Source organism: Halomonas elongata (assembly GCF_029081005.1).
Lineage (GTDB): Bacteria > Pseudomonadota > Gammaproteobacteria > Pseudomonadales > Halomonadaceae > Halomonas > Halomonas elongata_B.
The window spans coordinates 88,278-106,363 of record NZ_JAJQTQ010000002.1; the positions used below are offsets into that span (position 1 = coordinate 88,278).

Here is an 18,086-nt window from a genome sequence, read left to right on the forward strand (position 1 = left end):
ATCCGAATACCAGATCCGGCATTCTCCGGGCGGCGGCATGTGGCCTTGGGGGACTGACGAGCTTGAGCGATGATGACCGCCGCCATGCCCGCCATAGTCTCCACCGTATGCCACGCATCCAGACAGTGTGCCAAGCAGTCCGACGACTGCTGTCAGTCTTCCCATCTTCATCATTGCTACCTCTCCAAAGGTGTTTTCTCGCACCATAGCAAGAGATCTTGTGCTGTCTCGGGCAGAGGGCGACATGCCTGGAGATTGCACCGGGTGTCGCTGCCATGCCACAGGGCAGCAGTGCACAGGCTTGCTAGCATGAGAGCTCATTCTTCACTGGAGAGCCATCATGCGTGTACTGAAAACGGGTCTACTGGTTGGGCTGTTGGCCCTCGGGCTTTCTGCTTGCGGCACATCGACAGGTGAGCGCGCGCTCAGCGGAGCGGGTGTGGGAGCGGCTGTGGGCGGTGCAGCGGCTGCCGTAACAGGCGGCGATGTCTCCCAGGGGGCTGTCATTGGCGCCGGTGCAGGCGCAGCTACAGGGGCGGCAACAGACGAGGGTGATATCGACCTGGACGATTGAGATTCCCGCGCCGGCGTCGGGTGATGCCCGACGCCCTCGAGAAATGCCCAGCACAGCGCGTGCGACACGCGATGTGTCATCGATGATGCCGAACTGTGCCGATGGTTCGATTCCAACTGAGCCATCTCTTTAGCGTTTTGGCATCAACCTGCATTCCTTTTTGGCTGCTTGTCCCGTCTTTTCTGGTTCTTTGGTGTGTGCAGCGATTTGTAGCCATTCCTCTCAGGTATCTACTCATCTCTCAATATGATGAGTCGCTGATGCGCCACGCCTGCTTCAAGCGCGTCACGGTATGTTCCCATTTCGGTGTCGTGGGTTTGCAGACAGTGTTCTGATTGCCGAACAGGCCGACTTCGCTGAATGCCTGCGAGGCAGGAAATGAGGTGATCCAGCGGACCGGTACGAGATATTCCGCCGCGTCTTCGTCATCTTCATCGATAGCTTGGTGAAGATGCGGGTACTCGTCGGCCGTCGTGAGGTCCTGAAGTCGCGTGCTGCCTTGATCGGTCTGCACCGTGAAATGGTCGCCTCGGCAGCGCTCCCCGGTTACCTCGGCCACACCCACATAGCCGGTCTTGGGGATATTGATCCAGACTCTGTCACCTTCTGACAGCATGGCGAGGGTCTTCGAGTACCAGGCTGCTCCACCGCCGGCGATGAAGCCGTAGCGACGTGCCAGCTCCCAGGGGCGGTTATCGCCGAAGGAGGCGTAGAACTCACCGTTCCAGGGCTCCTTGTGTGCCTTGCGGGCGGCCGACTGGGCCGGCTCGTCCGGATCGATCATCCAGGCGCGGCTCAGGTAATGGTTGCCCTGGTCCTCGAAGGCGGCGAAGAACATGGCATTGATCGAGAGCTGGGCATGCTCGTTGAGGTAATTGATGATCCGCTCGCTGCTGGCGTCGAGCTGGGTGGCCACGACCACCAGCTGGTGATTCTCGTTGAGGGTGACCCTGTCCAGGGTGATACCGAACTTGGCCTCGAAGGCATCCTCGAGAGACGCATGAGGGCGCTGATAGCGTTCGGCGAAGGCCTGGTAGATCTCAATCAGCTGGTAGTCGGCCAGGGTGACGACCCAGGAGGCATAGTCGATGGCCTGAGCCACCACGTCTCGAGGCGTCTTGTCGCGCTTGAGTTCGATGATGATGACCGTGCCGTTGGCGTCGATCGCCAGCAGGTCGATCAGCTTGTCAAAGCCGGTGCGAACTTGGCGGCCGATCAGCAGCCAATCCCGGTTGAGGATCGAGACATCCTGCATGATCTGTTCTTCCAGTTGCCCCTCGTCGGCGAGCCCCGTAGGCCGCAGCTTCTGCGGCCGTTCACCTGTATTACCTGCCAGCTTCCAGATACCTTGCTCGATGGCCATACTGAATCTCTTATGCAATTCGGCGCTATAAAACCCTTTGTGCCTCGCAAGGGTAATCACTATAGTTGTTTGGCAACACGGCCCCGATCAGTAGATCCGCTTTGCGGTGAAGCTGCTGAGGGGTTTTTTTAATGCCTGTTGCCAGACTGTGCGGGCCACTCCCAGTTTTCCCAGCCTTCGATGATGCTCACGCCCTCGCTGCCAGGCGAACTTGAAATGCGCTACATCGCCTGCAGTTGATTTGGCCGGCTGATCCACCATATTGCGATTCCATAGGCAGTGATGATGGGCGCAGACATTGCGCAGATAGTTGAGGCTGCACAGCCAGGAGGCGAGCACTTGGCCGTCACGAATGCCATAGCAGCCGGCGTTCGATCCTGGTCATCCTGACGCATTTCGTCGTAGAGCGTGGAAAGCGTGTCGAAGTCCCACACCTCGCAGGCGATCCAGATCGGAAGATCAGCCCGTACTTCTCCTTGTGATGTACTTGGTGCAGATATCTCGTCCGCTGAAAGCCTGCCTGGTCATAGCCGCTTCCCTGCTGCGTTCATAGATTAGTTATCATGCTAGGTTACGTGAAACCGCGCTTAAACGCACCGATGGGACCTGAGCCGCCATACGTGCGCGTCCATGTCGGCGATTGGGCTCACGCAAGCCTCATGATCCCGTGAAAAAGCGGCTTCCATGGCAATGAAGTTAGCGACGATGACGAGCTGTGTTTCGAGGTCAAGAAACTTATGGTTTAAGGAATATACTAAAAGCGGCCTTAAATGACGATTTTGTGCTTGAAGATAAACCGTTGTGTTTTATCTTTTCCACTGAAAACGGAAATAAAGGCCGCTATGGAGCGTGAAAATAAACCAGCTGTTGCACAAGATCCCGTATGGCGCCGTCGTGACGACCGCCTGGCTTGCGTCACACGGCGTCACCTCGGATCAGGCACGTAAGCTGGCCAGCAGTGGCTGGCTGCAGCGCGTGGGGTACGGTGCCTACTGCCAAGCGGGGGAGCCTCTTACCTGGGAGAGCGCTGTTTTCGCCTTACAGGCGAGCGACGACACGGGCTTACCACCGCTTTGGCCGGGTGGCCAGACGGCCCTGGCATTGCATGGCTTTGCCCACTATCTGCCCATGGGGGAAAGCACGACACACCTGTATGGCAATGAGGCCGTTCGGCTGCCCCGGTGGTTGAGTGATGCCGAGTGGGCAGGGCGGATGGTCCTCCACTCTGAAAAGGGCCTGCCAGTACAGCTTCCCGGTAGCTTCACTGACTACGCGCCGGATGGCAGGGCCTTCAGCTTGCAGGTATCGACCCCCGAGCGAGCGGTGTTGGAATGGATTGCCGTGACGCCGAATGCGCTGCTGTTCAACAGTGGGCTGGTCGACACCTTCGGTGGCCTCAATACGCTGCGCCCGCGCCGGCTTCAGGCATTGCTGGAGGGGTGCCGTTCGGTGAGAACCAAGCGGGCCTTCCTGGTGCTGGCTCGCCACGCCGGGCATGCCTGGTACGGTCGTCTGGAACCACGCCGACTGGACCTCGGCAAAGGCAAGCGGCAGCTCTGCCAGGGTGGCAAGTTGGATAGGGAATATCACGTGACGGTGCCGGAGACGTTCCTGCATGCCGATTGAATCGAGATCCATCCCCTGCTGGGCGATATGCTTTCGAAGTTTTGTTCGTTCTCTGCGAACGATGATTGCCACATAGGTAATGACAACCGTCAGGCCGGCGCCTCCTCCCATGAATATTCCCGCGCCCCCGCTGGTTAGGGATGCCATGACAGCGAAAGCGAGAAACGCCAGAAACGGTATGATGATCAGTATCTGAAAAACGACCCATAAAGCTTGCATACGATAGAGTGATGTCCTGTCTGTCTGAGCTATCTGGAGCGTTCCCGCCCAGGGGGACATAATGGCGATAGCCTTGCAGCGTGAGTGCCGTCATGCCGCCGACATGGACATCGTAGTCCATGATGTGCTGCATCGAGAGGAGGCTGGCCTTGCAGTCGATCATGTCGGTTTGTTTGGCGCCTGGCGCTGGGCGCAGGAAAACGCCGCGCGTCACACGCTCCAGCCAGCCGCGGTCCACATATTTGCGCGCGAGGAAGCGGCTGACCTCATGTCGTTCCAGCCAACCTGAATCGACCATGAAACCAGGAGGGGCGGCTTCGAGGATACGCTTTAGCTTCCCTTCTTCATGTGTACTCATCGGGCACTTATTATCATGTTTTCAAAGAATTGACTATATGGTTCTTTGTTTATCAAGATTTCTGTGCATCTTAAGGGTACAAACTTACCACAAAGCAAAGCCAGGAAGAGTCTGTCAGCCAACTACGCGATGGCGCCCTTGCTTCGTCAACCTTCGGGTCACATATGGATATTCTCGATAAACGGGCATTTTACCTTCATGAGGTCTGCAATTGCGGCGGGATTCGCGCTGCTTCAGAGCACCTCCATATCAACCCTTCGGTGATCAGCCGTCAGGTGCGTAGCCTGGAGCGTGAGCTCGGCATGGCGCTGCTGGAAAAGCAGGGACGCCATGTCGTCCCTACCGAAGCAGGAAAGCTGGTGGAGGACAGTTTTCTGGCTCAGCGACGGCTGAATTCGGAGTTGAGCGACACATTGTCGCGGCTCAATAATCTGCAACTTGGCAAGGTCGTGGTATCGGTTGGAGATGGCTTCGTTGATAGTTTTATCCATGATGTCATGCAGAAGGTCGCCGAACAGTATCCAGATGTTCTGATCGACATTCGTACCGGCATCTACTATCCACAAGAGCCCCATGAGATGGTAGCCAACGATGAGGTCGACATCGCGGTCACCTATGGGCCGGTATCGGACCCGCGCCTGGTAGTGCATTCCTTTGAACGTGGTCCGCTGTGTGCGCTGGTCGCACCGGGACATCCATTGGCTCACGCTCAGAGTGTCAGTATTGCCGAGTTGGCGCGTCACAAATTGATTTTCTTGCCGGACGTGTCTGGCACCCAGCGCTTTGTGAACGACGTTTTCCGTGCCGGAGGACAGTTGGTGACACCTGCATATCGTTGCAACCTGCATTCGATCTCGCGGCGTATGGCCTGTGCAGGCATCGGGGTGGCGTTCATGACGGCGGCGGCGGCCGGGAAGGAGGTGGCCGCGGGGGAGCTCGAGGCTATTCCCATCGCCCATCCCATGGCCGAGGCAAGCCAGGGAAACCTGGTGCGCAGGGCCGGCAGGCGGTTGTCCCCGGCTGCCGGCTATTTGTGGAAGGTAATGCTATCGATGCAGTGATCAGCTGGCCATCATGTAGATGCCAGGGCCGATCGGCCAGCCCATGCTGAGCCAGAACATCAGGAAGGCGCTCCAGGCCAGCAGGAAGGTAACAGCCATGGGCAGCATGGTGGCGATTAGCGTTCCCAGCCCCATGTCCGGCTTGTAACGCTGCATGTACACCAGTGCGACAGAGAAGTACGGACTCATGGGCGAGATGATGTTGGTACTCGAGTCGCCGATGCGGAACATGGCGAGCACGAAGGCCGGATCGAAGTCGATCATCATGAGCATGGGGACGAACACCGGGGCCATGAGCGCCCATTGTGCCGAGCCGCTGGTCATGAAGACGTTGAGTACCGTGCTCATGAGGATGAAGGCGAATACCAGAGGGAGTCCGGTGAAACCGGTGCTCTGCAGGATGTTCGAGCCTTCGATGGCGATGAACTGCCCGAGCTCGGACCATTTGAAGTAGGCAATGAACTGCGAGATGGCAAAGAAGAGCACCAATGTCGGTGCCAGCTCGCTGGCGGCCTCCGACATGTGCTGGGGGACATCTTTGCTGTTCTTGATCTTGCCAGTGGTGATTCCGTAGACCAGGCCGATCACCACAAAGTAGCCGAACATCAGCGGTACCAGTGAGCGCAGGAAGGGCGACGGAATCAGGCCACCATCCTCGTTGCGCAGTGGTGAGGCTTCCGGCAGCACCGTCAGCAGAATCAGGGCGAGATAGACCAGGGTGGCCAGCCCCACACGCTTGAGTCCGCGTTTCTCGTCAGTGGTGAGCTCGTGGTGGTCGACGGTGGTGGTGAAGTCCTTGTCCAGGGGAAGAGTACGCTGCAGACGTGGCTCTACCACCTTGTCGATCACCAGGGTACCGGCGGTGGCCAGTACGAACACCGAGCAAGCGACGAAGTAGTAGTTGTCCACTGGCGAGATATAGGCATCGGGATCGACCAGACGCGCCGCATCGGTGGTGATGCCGGCAAACAGCGCATCGCCCACGGTGATGAACAGGCTGGCGTCGAAGCCGGCGCCCGCCGCAGCATAGGCCGCTGCGGCTCCGGCAATGGGGTGGCGGCCTACCGAGTAGTAGACCATGGCCGCCAGTGGAATAAGGATCAGATAGTTTGCATCGGAGGCGATACTGCCGCAGATGCCCGCCAGGAAGACGCAGAAGGTCAGCAGTGAAGATGGCGCTTTAGCCACACTGACTTGCATCAGTGTTGACATCAGCCCCACCTTGTCGGCGAGGCCGATGCCGAACATGACGACCAGGATGAGCCCCAGGGGAGGGAAGTTGACAAAGTTTCTGACCACACTGGTCAACATGAACTCCAGCCCCTCCGGAGAGATAAGGCTTCGGACATGGACCTCGGCTTCGGTCTGCGGGTTGACTGCCGATACGCCTAAAAAGGCCAATAGGGCGGAAAGCACTATTACCACGGCGGCCAGAATAGAAAAAAGAATGAAAGGGTGAGGCAGTTTATTGCCCACGCGTTCGATAGAACTGAGTACGGCTTGCATGATGATTGACCTTGTTGTGTATCACGTGGTGAGTGGAGTCAGGCAGCGTCAATCGGCATTACCTATCACTCGGTTTGTTATTTCCCGTGGATTGTTACCCCAGTTATTCAGGCTTCATGAGGCCTTTGGCCAGGGCAACGAAAACGCCCCCTGCGATCGGCAGGATGTGGTCGTTGAAGTCGTAGTGTTCGTTGTGCAGATAGGCGCTGTCGCCGTTGCCAACGAAGAAGAAACATCCCGGTACTTCCTGCAGGTAGAAGGCGAAATCCTCCGCCCCCATGGTCGGCATGTAGTCCAACTGCTGAATGTCATTGCTCACTTCGCATGCGCGGGAAAGCTCCAGTACCCGTTCTGCCCAGAATACGTCGTTGACCAACGGGGGAATCTGGTGCTCATGCTCCAGGCTGAAAGTGGCCCCATGGGCGGCGCAGACACCGTTGACAAGCGCCTCCAGCTTTCCGACCAAGGCGTCACGCGAGGAGGGACGATCACTGCGGATATTGACCACGAGTTCTGCATCACCGGGTATGACGTTGGCCGCGTCACCGGCATGGAAAGCCGCCACAGTGATTACCCCTGCTTCGAGAGGAGACTTGTGTCGTCCAACCAGCCCTTGCAGCTGCTGGACGATACTGGCGCCGACGTAGATGGGATCGACGGCGAGATGGGGCATGGCGGCGTGGCCGGAACGCCCGCTGATCTTGAGCCGGAAGGTATCGTTGCCACCCATGGCTGGGCCGGGTTTGACGAACACCTGGCCGGCGGGAAAGCCGGGGCGGTTGTGGTAGCCAAAGATGGCGGAAACGCGGGGGTTGTCCAGCACACCTTCTTCGATCATGCGTGCGGCGCCGTTGCCGCCTTCTTCCGCTGGCTGGAAGATCAGCTTCAGATGCCCGCTGAGCGAGTCTCGCTGGGCCATGATCGTTTCCGCTGCCAATAACAACGCAGCAGTGTGGCCATCATGGCCACAGGCGTGCATCAACCCGGCATTGCGAGATCCGTGGGCAAAGGTATTGGCTTCATGGATGGGCAAGGCGTCCATATCGGCCCGAAAGGCGATGACGGGACCGTCACGTCCCGTGTCGAGTTCACCCATGACGCCTGTTTGAGCGATATTTTTCGTCACCTTGTAGCCCAACTTCTGCAGGTGTTCAGCAACGATATCGGCGGTTCGAGTTTCCTCGAACTTGAGCTCGGGATGACGATGCAGGTCCCGTCGTAGCTCGGTGATGGTTTCCAACTGTCGATCGTTGAACATCATTGTTCCTTGTCGATTCATCAAACATGTTGCTAGTCCGCTAACAGTAGGCGAATGACCGGGGACGAAAGAGTGCGGGTAATAGTCATCTTTGTTGCCTTGAAGGCAACAGTCCTTTGAAGAACCGGTTTCGGTGGAGTGCCGGGACTGGATATGGGGCCCTGAGCAAGGATCTGTGGCCGCATGCTCGCTTTTGCGACGAAGTCAACTGAAGCCGTGTAAGACTGACGTTGTGTCGTTGATTACGGGCTGTGATTTTCGAGAAAGTAGCTGAACGAGTTTATGACAAAGTGTGTAATGCCCCCGGGTTTCCGCACACCCTACGTGGCTAATCCCGGATGCTCTTGGGGCCACATAGTCCAGAGACTGATGTGACTGTTCTTCGTTGTGGTACCGGATTCCGCGATCGATCACGATCCTGACTTGGCCCAGCGACTCGAAGCGATGGAGCCTGATACGCTCCTTGTGCCCGTATAGTGGCGACTGCTTGTTGTCGGACCGCAGCGCCAGAAGCTGAGGAATCCGGCCCAGGAGGCCGATAGGAGGGGAACCGTTCTTCTTGGTCTCCCGGAGCTCGGACTCATACTGCTCACGAATGTCCTTGGGACGAGTCTTGACCCCGTTCTTCATGCTGCGCTGGGCCTCATCGATCCAGCCCTCGCCTCCAGAGACAGTGAGATCGTACTGGCGAGCCACCCCAGCCGTCGTTGTCTTGCCCTTGAAGATGTCCATGACCACGGCGGTCCTTCGCTTCGCGGCCCATTGTTTATGGGATTGCCGTCGCTCATTCTCTCTTCCTGATGGCTGCACTATACCTGTGCAGCTCTGGAGGGGGCTCTTCAGGGGCGGCCTGGCCCGCTCCGCATCGATGCCTCCTGGCGCTCCTCGTAGCCCCAACGGGCAGGCGGCATACCTGATTCGAGCCCCGTATTCTCGGCCCGGGGCAGTAGTTGGATGTCGTTCTTTTAGATGGTTTTCGAATACCTATAAGCCATTCCTGGTTAATTTCATATTAATTAGAGTGTTGTTCTCTAGTCTGTGATTTTTCATTGGTTATTTGTTTGTGGGATTTGTATCCAGGCTCTAGTGCATGGCGTATAATTATTTCGATGGTTTGGTTTGGAGAAACCCATGAAAAAATTAACTTTGTTTACAGGTCAGGAGCTGATGAGTATTGCTTCTGTTGTTAAGTGCAAGTTTTTCTATGTTCCCATCCCGATTTCCGTGGTGGAAGGCGGAGGTAGTACTCTCCAAGTAAACAAAACGAGGGAAAAGGTTTTCGATAAGGACGCGATTGATACTGCTGAAAATGAAGGGTGGCCGACTTCCTTCGGAATCTGTGGAGACCGAAGCAAAGCTGGTCTAAATAAAGAGAAAGCTTCTTCAAGCTCCACTTTTTCCAGGATAAAGAAGGCTTTCGGGAAATTCAAGGGTTCCTTTTCTGGGGTTAAAGAAAGCAGTCCTGAAAAGAAAATTGAGAAATATTATATTCCAAAGGATAAAGCGGCTGGGTTTAGTCGCCCCCCTTACATAGATTGAAAATAGGGGCTTGCAGTCCTCTCTGGCTGGTACGGGGTCGCCTTGGGCGGCCCTGTGTTCGTTTATGCTCGCCAGGTACTCGCAGTATTCCTGGATTGCAGAGTTCAGAATAGAGCAGGGACACAGCACCTTATCGAATCGGTCAGGTGTTGCACCAATAATTTGCAACCAACGGCCTCGTGCGTGAGTCCGATCAACAAGCTCATTGACTCCTTGTGAACTTCGCTTTTGGCTCACGACATCGCTGTTGCTCGCTTTATGAGCAGAAGAGGTTCCCCATTGTTCCATCCTGACGATTTTTCGACCGATTTCGACTCGTGATCCGCAAGGATGTAGAAAATGCGTTGGCCCGCCCTGGCCCTGACCATCGCTCGACGGCTTTTCAGACAGGGGATGGTTGAGGTTATACGCCCTCCTGAGAGGGACGTAATAGTGCCCATATATTAGTAGTTTGTTAACTATTTTCGGGTTCTGTTTTTTATGTCCATGATTTTTTTGATTTTATTTAATGTTTTTTCGTTGTTACAAATAAATACTTTTTTAGTGGGTGAAAGATTAGAATTTCATTATGGTTGGTCTAGGCTTGTGTGTGGACTTGCAATGGATGGAGGGGAAAGACTTATGGCGTTACACGCCTGTTGGTAGGTTGGATCTGTGTCTTTGGCGACTATAGCGGCCAGAGCGGAGACCATGTACATAAAGCGGAAGTTCTTTCCGAATCGCTATCTCATTCATGCTGAGTATTGAAGTATAGAAATCTCGGTGTTGTGGGAAAGCGCGTTAGATCGCTCACTAATTTCAAGGAAAGCTGCATGATGGCACATTACGATACCGTACTTCATTATTTTCTAAACTATGCCGAGCGTTTCCCGGAGAGGGAAGCGGTGACTGATGCAACTACCCGGCTCACGTACAGCGAACTGGATAGGCGCAGCAGTGCCGTGGCCGCTTTTCTGCGTGCGCAGGGGATAGGCAAGGGGGACCTGGTCCCTTTGCTGTGTGATCGTACCCACCGTTACGTGGTGGCCATTCTGGGTGTCATGAAAAGTGGCGCTGCCTATATTCCGGTGGACGTTCGTTATCCGTCGGAGCGGCAACGGCGTATCTTGACGCAAAGCGGCGCATCCTTTGCGCTGGCGGCCTGTGCCGATACTCCTGCTGATGCTCCCTTCCGGGTACATTCCATCGATGACATGACGGACAGTGATGATACGCCGGCCACCTTGCCGTCTTCCCAGGACCTGGCCTACGTCATCTTCACCTCGGGAACCACCGGCAACCCCAAGGGCGTCATGGTAGAACACCATGCCTTTGAACGGGTGGTGTCCTCGCACAACGACAACTTGGAAGTGGCTCAAGGAAGCCGCTCTACGCTGATGGCTGGCACCGGGTTCGATGTCGCCCAGCTGGAAATTGCGTCGATGTTGATGGCGGGGGGCACGTTGATCCTGCCTGACGAGGAAACGCGGCTGGACCCTGATCGGTTGCTGGCGTTCTTTGCCCGCCAAGGTCTCACCCATGCTTTTGTGCCCACGGCTCTGGTTCCGGGCATTACGGCGCTTGCTCAGCCGCCGGAACTGGCGTTGACCCATCTCTTCACCGCCGGGGAAAAGCTGATCCCGCCAGCCACTGAACATCTGCCGTACGAGCTGGTGGATTGCTATGGACCGGCCGAGGCCACGATTTTTGCCACGCGTCACCGCGTTCCCGGTATCGAGGTGGACGAGCGGCCCTCCATCGGCTACCCCATGGCCGGTAGCGAAATCTTCTTGCTGGATGAACGACTGGCGCAGGTGCCTGATGGAGAGACGGGGGAGATTTTCATTGGCGGTGACAACCTGGCTCGGGGGTATCTGCACAACGAGCCGCTGACACGGGAAAAATTTATCATTCACCCTCAATGGCGACAGCGCCTGTATCGAACGGGCGACTTGGCGCGATGGCTTCCGGACGGTCGTCTCCAGTTCCTGGGACGCCTGGACGATCAGGTGAAGATTCGAGGCAATCGGGTGGAACTGGCCGAGGTGGAAGAAGCGCTCCATGCCCAGGCGGGGGTGAGCGAGGCGGTGGTGCTGGTTTCCGCAGCGGAGACCGATGGTGAAGAATTGAATCTTCTGGCCTTTATCGTGCCCGATCAGCAACAGCCCTCGACAGAGACCGAAATGCGGCGGGAGATGCTGAAAACCCTGCCGGACTACATGGCACCGTCGGCCATCTTGCGCCTCGACTCCCTGCCGCTCAACGCCAATGGTAAAACGGACAAGCAGGCGTTGCTGCAGATGTACCGGCGGTTGACAGGCAGCACCGACAATGGCGTTCGAGAACATGCATCGGAAGCGGTGTATATCAGCCAGATGGAACGCGACATTGCGGACGCCTGGGCGAGCGTACTCGGGCATCGTCGCTTCGACCGCACCGATCGCTTTTTCGATGTCGGTGGCCATTCATTGCTGGCCGCTCGCCTGATGCAGGATGTGCGCGAACGGTTGTCCATTCAGGTCTGGATTCGCGACCTTTTCGAGCATGATACCGTTGCGTCATTGGCCTCGCTGCTGGAAGAGCGTCGTCGTGACGATCAGCCACGACCCTTGCTGGACCGCGAGCGTATCCACCCACTTCGTGAAGATGCCAGTCTGCCCGATGATCTTGTGTTCCAGCCTTGGCAGGCGACGGATTCCCTGGCGCGGCCGCGTCACATCCTGCTCACTGGCGTCACTGGCTTCGTCGGCGCCCACTTGCTGGTCGATCTGCTTGCGACCACCGACGCTTGCCTCCACTGCCCGATACGAGCCCGATCTGGATCGGATCCTTGGCGACGCCTGGATGACACCCTGGCCCGTTACGGTATGACGCTTTCCGACGCAGATCGGGAACGCATCGAGGTATATCGAGCCGACTTGTCAGATCCGCGCCTCGGGCTGACGAAGATGCATTATGACGAGCTCGCTGAGGCGGTAGACGTCATTTATCATTCTGCCAGTGCGGTCAATTTCATCCAGCCCTATTCGTACATGAAGCGTGACAACGTCCAGGGGCTGATGGAGTTGTTGCGCTTTGCTGCCGCCAAGCGCACCAAGCCTTTGATGCTATTGTCTACCATCTCCGTTTACAGCTGGGGGCACCTGCACACCCGCAAGCGCGTGATGCGCGAGGACGATGACATCGACCAGAACCTGGATGCGGTGATCACGGACATCGGCTATGTCCGAAGCAAGTGGGTCATGGAGAAAATCGCTGATCAAGCGGCTCAGCGCGGCCTGCCGCTGATGACCTTCCGTCTGGGCTATGCCACCTACCATAGTACCCGCGGGGTGTGTGCGGACTATCAGTGGTGGGGCCGCCTGGTACAAACCTGCGTGGAGCATCAGAGTATCCCGGATCTGGAAGCCCTGCGTGAGGGGCTTACCAGCGTCGACTACATGACCGCAGCGATCGCACACATCTCTCGAAACCCGGAAGGCCTGGATCACAAGTTCAACCTGATTCACGAGGGCGACAACAATCTGACGTTCAAGGAGTTCTTCAGTCGGCTGGAGGAGCAGTTTGGTTTCCGCTTCAAGGTGTTGCCCTATGCACAATGGAAGGCTCAGTGGGAACATGATCCCAGGGCTCCCCTTTATCCTCTGTTGAGCCTCTTCACCGATACCATGTATGACGGCAAGTCCACGGTGGAGCTGTACCAGAACACCTACCTCTGGGATTGTCGAAATACCAAGAACTTCCTCAGAGGCAGTGGTATCGAGGAGCCGGTATTTTCCCATGAGGAACTGACGAGTTACCTGTCGTACCTGGATGTGCCGATTCCCCAGGGCACATCGCATATTGTCTAGCCGTGACAGGGTGTCCATGGTCGAGTTGCGTTCGCTTTTCGGTCACCGTTTGCGATTTTGGATGGGCGAGGGGCGGATGGTGATGTCGCACCACCTTGACCATGGACACCTCCCCGGATCCGGTTGTGAAACTTGCCGGAGTGCCCGCGTCAGGTGGGCCTCCTTTTCAGCACGCATAACGATAGGCACATACTCGACCCGGTCCATTGCTGGACGGGCAGTATGGTGCCTTTGGCAAAGGGAGGTACGGTGTGATTAAAGCACAGGCCATCAGGCGTGACTTTTAGCGTATCGAAATCGATAAACGTTTGGCTAAGCGGATACTGTGCCTTGTAGGCGGCTTCCTTCATTGAAAATATCTGCAGGGCTGCCAGGCCCGGAGGGCTATCAATACAAGCGAGTTCCTCGGGGTCGGTAATGTAGGGGGGAAGCTTGCTTTCAAGGGGGGCCAGGTTTTCGACATCGATGCCGATGGCCTGCACATGCTGTGACAGGGCAGCGACCCCTATGCAGACATCGGCCGTATGGGAGAGGCTACCGATGGTTCCTGCCGGCCAGATCGGTGCACGGTTTTGATCCATCGGGATCACCCCGTGAGGAAAACCGAGCTTTTTCAGAACAGCGCGTGCGGCGGAGCGACCCGCCGCGAATTCCAGCCGTCGTCTTGTGTTCGCGCCAACGATGGCGGCTTCTTCGGTCGGGTAAAGCGAGAGATGTTTTTCTTTAGGGTCGCGGGTGGCATGGACCACGTCTTCCGGCCAGTCCCCCCGGCTTCCTGCAATCAAGCGGTCAAGTGACGCTACATCCATGTAGATCTTCCTTCTTCTGCTTTAGCCCCTGTGCGTTGATCCTGCTTGATATGGGGGGATGTGGAAAGGCTGGATGCAGCCGAAGAGGATTCGGCTGCAGTTAGGCGAGCTTTCGACCGGGCTGGCGCACCAGCACCGCGCACAAATTTGCCAGGAGCGAATCTGAACCGTCTTTAAAGGGCCGGCAGGGTAGCCGCCATGGATGGCGGCTATAGCGACGCGATTGGCATGCGCAGGTATTTAAGCAGCGCTTCCTTAAAGGCAGTGTTTCCCTAACCTTTGCGTTCGACTGCCATCACGTACTGTGCTGCACGACGTGTGCTGGCGACGCCTGCCGGTCGTCGTTGAGCTTGAAGCTGCCGACCAGTTCCGCCAGGCGGTCGGCCTGTTCGCGCAGCTGCTCGGCGGCGGAGGTGGATTCTTCCGCCAGGGCGGCGTTCTGCTGGGTCATGCGATCGAGCTCGGCGACGGCGATGTTGACCTGGCCGATGCCGTCGCTCTGTTCGGTGGTGGCGTGGCTGATTTCCCCGAGCATGCCGGCGACGCGGTTCACCACCTCGACGAGTTCGTGCATGGCGCTGCCGGCGTCGCGCACCAGCCGGGTGCCGCCCTGGACCTTCTCGCCGGAGGCCTCGATCAGGCCGCGAATGTCCCGCGAGGCCTCGGCGCTGCGGGTGGCCAGCTGGCGTACCTCATTGGCCACCACGGCGAAGCCCTTGCCGCTCTCGCCGGCGCGGGCGGCTTCCACCGAGGCGTTGAGCGCCAGCAGGTTGGTCTGGAAGGCGATGTCGTCCATGACCTTGATGATGTTGCCGATGCGCTCGGAGGCCTGCTGGATGTCGCCCATCGTGGTGACCACGTCGGTGACGGTGTCGCCGGTGCCCTGAGCCAGCCTGGCGGCGGACTGCGAGAGGTTGTTGGCCTCGAGGGAGGACGCCGAGGTGTTTTCCACCGTGCCGGTGATCTGTTCCATGGAGGCCGAGGTTTGCTGCAGGCTGGAGGCCGCCTGGTCGGTGCGCCGCGACATGTCCTGGCCGCCGCTGGCGATTTCCTGGGCGGCGTGGCGAACGGCGTCGCTGCTGCGCCTGACGTGGGCGAGCACGTCGTGCATCTTGTCGGCGAAGGCGTTGAACTGGATGGCGAGTTCGCTGGCCTCGTCCTTGCCCTGGACGGGCAGCCTCAGGGTCAGGTCGCCATCGCCGTCGGCGATCTCGCCCATGGCCTCGGCGGTGCGCCGTATCGGGCGGAACAGCGCGCGCTGCAGTAGTGCCAGCACCACCAGGCTCGCCAGCAGGATCGCGGCCACCAGCAGCATGACCAGCAGCACCGCGCGATTGAGATCGGCAAACAATTCGCTGCGTGGTATCTGGGCGAAGGCGACCCAGTCGGTGCCGGGCACTTCGATGGCGGCGACCAGCTGCTCGGCGCCGTCCTGGTCGGTGAGGGTGGTGTAGCGATAGCCGTCGCCTGCCAGCAGTTCGTCGGCCTGGGTCTCCCAGCCGGGCAGCTCGGCGATCGGCTGGCCGGCCATGGCGGCGCCCTCGGGGTGCACGCTGATGGTGCCGTCCTGGCTTGCCAGGAACACCGAGCCGGTGTCGCCGAGCTGGTAGGTGCTGATCGTCTCCGCCATGGCGTCCAGGGTATAGCCGACCCCGGCGATACCGACGCGCTCGCCGTCGATCTCGACCACGTGGTTGATGAAGACCTTCAGCTCGCCGCCCTCGGAATCGACGTCCAGGGTGTACTCGGGCGCGTCGGCGTCGTCGACCACGTCGTAGAACCAGGCATCTTCTTCGCGGTCCAGCGTCCGCTCGACGCCTGCCTCCGTGTAGTAGTGGCCGCTGAGGGCCGAGACGAAGAACACGGTATTGGCCCCGGTGCGTTGCTGGAGGCGGTCCAGGTAGGTCACGGCGCGCTCGCTGTCTGCTTGTGTCTCTCCCCGGCGAATCCAGTCCTGCAGGTAGCCGTTGTTGGCCAGGTCCTGGGCGGTGGTGATTGGTCCGGTCAGGGTGGCCGTGATGTCGTTGCTGATGCTCTCGAGCGTGGTCGGCAGTTCGGCGTCGGTGACCCGGTCGGTGATCAGCTCGCTGAACAGCCGATACTGGATGGCCGTGGCCCCGCCGACGATCAGGACCATGCAGAGGCTGATGCTGATCATCAGCTTTTGGGCAATGGTGAGATGCTTCACTGTCTTTCCCCCGGCTCGCGCTCCGTTCGGGCGCATGCATTTTTGTTGACTACTTGGTCAACATGTATCGGCGGGGCGGGGAAAATCTGTAGGCGGCAGCGGATAATTCGTGTCGACCAGGCCCGAGTGTGGGCCTGGCGTCAACGCATTCCCGCCAGGATTACCACCATGCCATAGGCTGCCACGCCGGCGGCGACGGGCCAGCCGAGCGAGCGTTTGCGGTACCAGACGAGCAGGGTGATGGCGACGCCGATGGCCGTGGCGAGCCAGGCCGTGGCATCGGGGTGGCGGGGCACCAGCGAGACGCCGAGCAGGGCGGCGATCATCAATGGGCCCAGGATGCCGAGCCACTGGGGCATGGCGTCCATGTCGTCGTCACCGAAGCGCCGCAGGCGCCGTCGCATCCAGAGCAGCGGCAGTACGCGTATCAGGTAGGTGCCGAGGGCGGAGGCCAGTACGGCCAGCCAGAGGGCGTTACTCATGGGCGCCTCCTGTGTGTCGCGAGTCGAACTTCACCAGGTAGAAGCAGAGGGCACCACACAGGGCGGCCAGCGGGATGCCGAGGTTGGTGAGGCCGGCCAGGGTGCAGGCCATGGCCGTGGCGATGGTGAGGCACAGGGCCAGCGACCAGCGCCGCGAGGTGAAGCGGGGCATGACCAGCACGAGGAACAAGGCCGGCAGCGCGAATGGCATGACCTCGCCGAGCAGTGGCCACTGTGCCATCAGCCAGTCCCCGGCGATGGCGCCGAGCGCCGTGCCGGCGATCCAGCTGGCCCAGGCCAGCATGGCGGCACCGGTGTACCAGCTGAGGCGCTGGTGCTCCGGCAACTGTGGCAGGCGGCTGTGGGCCAGGGCGAAGACCTGATCGGTCAGGCCGTGCATCAGCCAGGGCCAGTGCCGGCTCGCGGTGAGCCAGGGGGCCAGGTTCGGCGCATAGACCAGGTGGCGCACGTTGATCAGCAGGGTCATGGCGACGACGAGCCACAGCGGTGCGCCGGCGGCGGCCATGCCGATGAACAGGAACTGGGAGGCGCCGGCATAGATCAGCACCGAGATGAGCGTGGCCTCCCAGGTGGTGAAGCCGGCCTGGATGGCGATCAAGCCGAAGGAGATGGCCACCGGGACGTAGCCGCCCAGCAGAGGGATCGCCTCGCGCATCCCGGTCAGCCAGGGTGTGGTGCGTAGCGGATGGGTCCGTGTCGTCATGGTACGGCCTCGGTGTCGGTGTACACGATGGTCATGAGCAAGGTCGCCCAGGTGTCATGCGTGCGGTAGAGATGGGGCCGGTCGGCGTCGAAACTCAGGGTGTCACCCGCCGAGAGCGCTCGCACCGATTCTTCGGGGCCGGCCTCGAGCCGGCCGCTGACGACGGTGAGCGATTCCCGCGTGCCCGGCGAGTGAGCCTCGGCGTGACGCGTGATGTGCGGTGCGCAGCGCATCCAGTAAGCATCGACGCGGGGGGCGTCCTGGCCCTGGTCGAGCAGGCGGACTTCCACGCCGTCTTCGCCCAGGGGCACCTGGATCGGTGCCACCAGGGTGCCGAAGGGGACGTGCAGCTGTACCGCCAGGCGCCAGATCGTATCCAGCGTCGGGTTGCCGTCGCCCTGTTCGAGGCGCGACAGGTTCGACTTGGCGATGCCGGCGGCGGTGGCCAGTTGCGATAGCGACCAGCCCCGGGCGCGCCGCAGCGTCTGCAGATGCTGTCCCAGGGTGCTGAGTGAGAGCTTGTCCATGTCGCTCATGACGTCTTCTCAT

14 protein-coding genes and 2 pseudogenes are annotated in these 18,086 nt (G+C 59.0%); 5 read left to right on the forward strand and 11 right to left on the reverse strand.

Annotated features, from left to right (window positions below):
- The first annotated feature begins 340 nt into the window (after positions 1-340).
- The gene (locus LU493_RS01900) at positions 341-574 is read left to right on the forward strand and encodes a hypothetical protein (RefSeq protein ID WP_275286088.1); all 234 of its coding nucleotides are present in this window, start codon (positions 341-343) and stop codon (positions 572-574) included.
- A gap of 241 nt (positions 575-815) precedes the next feature.
- Here LU493_RS01900 and LU493_RS01905 read toward each other — a convergent pair whose 3' ends face one another.
- Both LU493_RS01905 and LU493_RS01910 read right to left on the reverse strand, forming a co-directional pair.
- The gene (locus tag LU493_RS01905) at positions 816-1,937 is read right to left on the reverse strand and encodes an endonuclease NucS domain-containing protein (RefSeq protein ID WP_275286089.1); all 1,122 of its coding nucleotides are present in this window, start codon (positions 1,935-1,937) and stop codon (positions 816-818) included.
- Positions 1,938-2,024: 87 nt separating this feature from the next.
- Positions 2,025-2,371: pseudogene (locus LU493_RS01910) on the reverse strand (Abi family protein).
- Between the two features lie 415 nt (positions 2,372-2,786).
- On the opposite strand from LU493_RS01910, the gene LU493_RS01915 reads away from it, so the two are divergent.
- Positions 2,787-3,563: a type IV toxin-antitoxin system AbiEi family antitoxin domain-containing protein gene (locus LU493_RS01915; RefSeq protein ID WP_275286090.1), complete on the forward strand. Its 777-nt coding sequence runs from the start codon at positions 2,787-2,789 to the stop codon at positions 3,561-3,563.
- Positions 3,564-3,891: 328 nt separating this feature from the next.
- On the opposite strand, the pseudogene LU493_RS01920 reads toward LU493_RS01915, so the two are convergent.
- Positions 3,892-4,140 (reverse strand): annotated as a pseudogene (locus LU493_RS01920) (AbiEi antitoxin N-terminal domain-containing protein); the annotation flags it as partial.
- A gap of 164 nt (positions 4,141-4,304) precedes the next feature.
- Here LU493_RS01920 and LU493_RS01925 point away from each other — a divergent pair.
- Positions 4,305-5,201 (forward strand): LysR family transcriptional regulator, encoded by an 897-nt coding sequence (locus LU493_RS01925; protein WP_275286091.1) that lies wholly within the window; start codon positions 4,305-4,307, stop codon positions 5,199-5,201.
- Here LU493_RS01925 and LU493_RS01930 read toward each other — a convergent pair whose 3' ends face one another.
- The 3 genes from LU493_RS01930 to LU493_RS01940 form a co-directional block, all read right to left on the reverse strand.
- Positions 5,202-6,707: an AbgT family transporter gene (locus LU493_RS01930; protein ID WP_275286092.1), complete on the reverse strand. Its 1,506-nt coding sequence runs from the start codon at positions 6,705-6,707 to the stop codon at positions 5,202-5,204.
- A gap of 103 nt (positions 6,708-6,810) precedes the next feature.
- Positions 6,811-7,965: a M20 metallopeptidase family protein gene (locus LU493_RS01935; RefSeq protein ID WP_275286093.1), complete on the reverse strand. Its 1,155-nt coding sequence runs from the start codon at positions 7,963-7,965 to the stop codon at positions 6,811-6,813.
- A gap of 204 nt (positions 7,966-8,169) precedes the next feature.
- Positions 8,170-8,697, reverse strand: a complete 528-nt coding sequence (locus tag LU493_RS01940; RefSeq protein WP_275286094.1) for a hypothetical protein — start codon at positions 8,695-8,697, stop codon at positions 8,170-8,172.
- Between the two features lie 399 nt (positions 8,698-9,096).
- Here LU493_RS01940 and LU493_RS01945 point away from each other — a divergent pair, with 399 nt between their 5' ends.
- Both LU493_RS01945 and LU493_RS01950 read left to right on the forward strand, forming a co-directional pair.
- On the forward strand, positions 9,097-9,504 hold the full coding sequence (locus LU493_RS01945; RefSeq protein ID WP_275286095.1) for a hypothetical protein: 408 nt from the start codon (positions 9,097-9,099) through the stop codon (positions 9,502-9,504).
- A gap of 812 nt (positions 9,505-10,316) precedes the next feature.
- Positions 10,317-13,334, forward strand: coding sequence for an amino acid adenylation domain-containing protein (locus LU493_RS01950; RefSeq protein ID WP_275286096.1), 3,018 nt, complete (start codon positions 10,317-10,319; stop codon positions 13,332-13,334).
- Positions 13,335-13,483: 149 nt separating this feature from the next.
- Here the strand turns inward: LU493_RS01950 and LU493_RS01955 are convergent, their stop codons facing one another.
- The 5 genes from LU493_RS01955 to LU493_RS01975 form a co-directional block, all read right to left on the reverse strand.
- Positions 13,484-14,143: a 4'-phosphopantetheinyl transferase family protein gene (locus LU493_RS01955; RefSeq protein ID WP_275286097.1), complete on the reverse strand. Its 660-nt coding sequence runs from the start codon at positions 14,141-14,143 to the stop codon at positions 13,484-13,486.
- Between the two features lie 295 nt (positions 14,144-14,438).
- The gene (locus LU493_RS01960; protein WP_275286098.1) at positions 14,439-16,331 is read right to left on the reverse strand and encodes a methyl-accepting chemotaxis protein; all 1,893 of its coding nucleotides are present in this window, start codon (positions 16,329-16,331) and stop codon (positions 14,439-14,441) included.
- Positions 16,332-16,471: 140 nt separating this feature from the next.
- Complete coding sequence (locus tag LU493_RS01965; RefSeq protein WP_275286099.1) at positions 16,472-16,813, reverse strand: AzlD domain-containing protein; 342 nt, start codon at positions 16,811-16,813, stop codon at positions 16,472-16,474.
- Positions 16,806-17,537, reverse strand: coding sequence for an AzlC family ABC transporter permease (locus tag LU493_RS01970; RefSeq protein WP_275286100.1), 732 nt, complete (start codon positions 17,535-17,537; stop codon positions 16,806-16,808). Before LU493_RS01970 ends, LU493_RS01965 begins: the two co-directional genes overlap by 8 nt.
- Positions 17,534-18,064, reverse strand: a complete 531-nt coding sequence (locus LU493_RS01975; RefSeq protein ID WP_275286262.1) for a helix-turn-helix domain-containing protein — start codon at positions 18,062-18,064, stop codon at positions 17,534-17,536. Before LU493_RS01975 ends, LU493_RS01970 begins: the two co-directional genes overlap by 4 nt.
- Between the last annotated feature and the right edge of the window lie 22 nt (positions 18,065-18,086).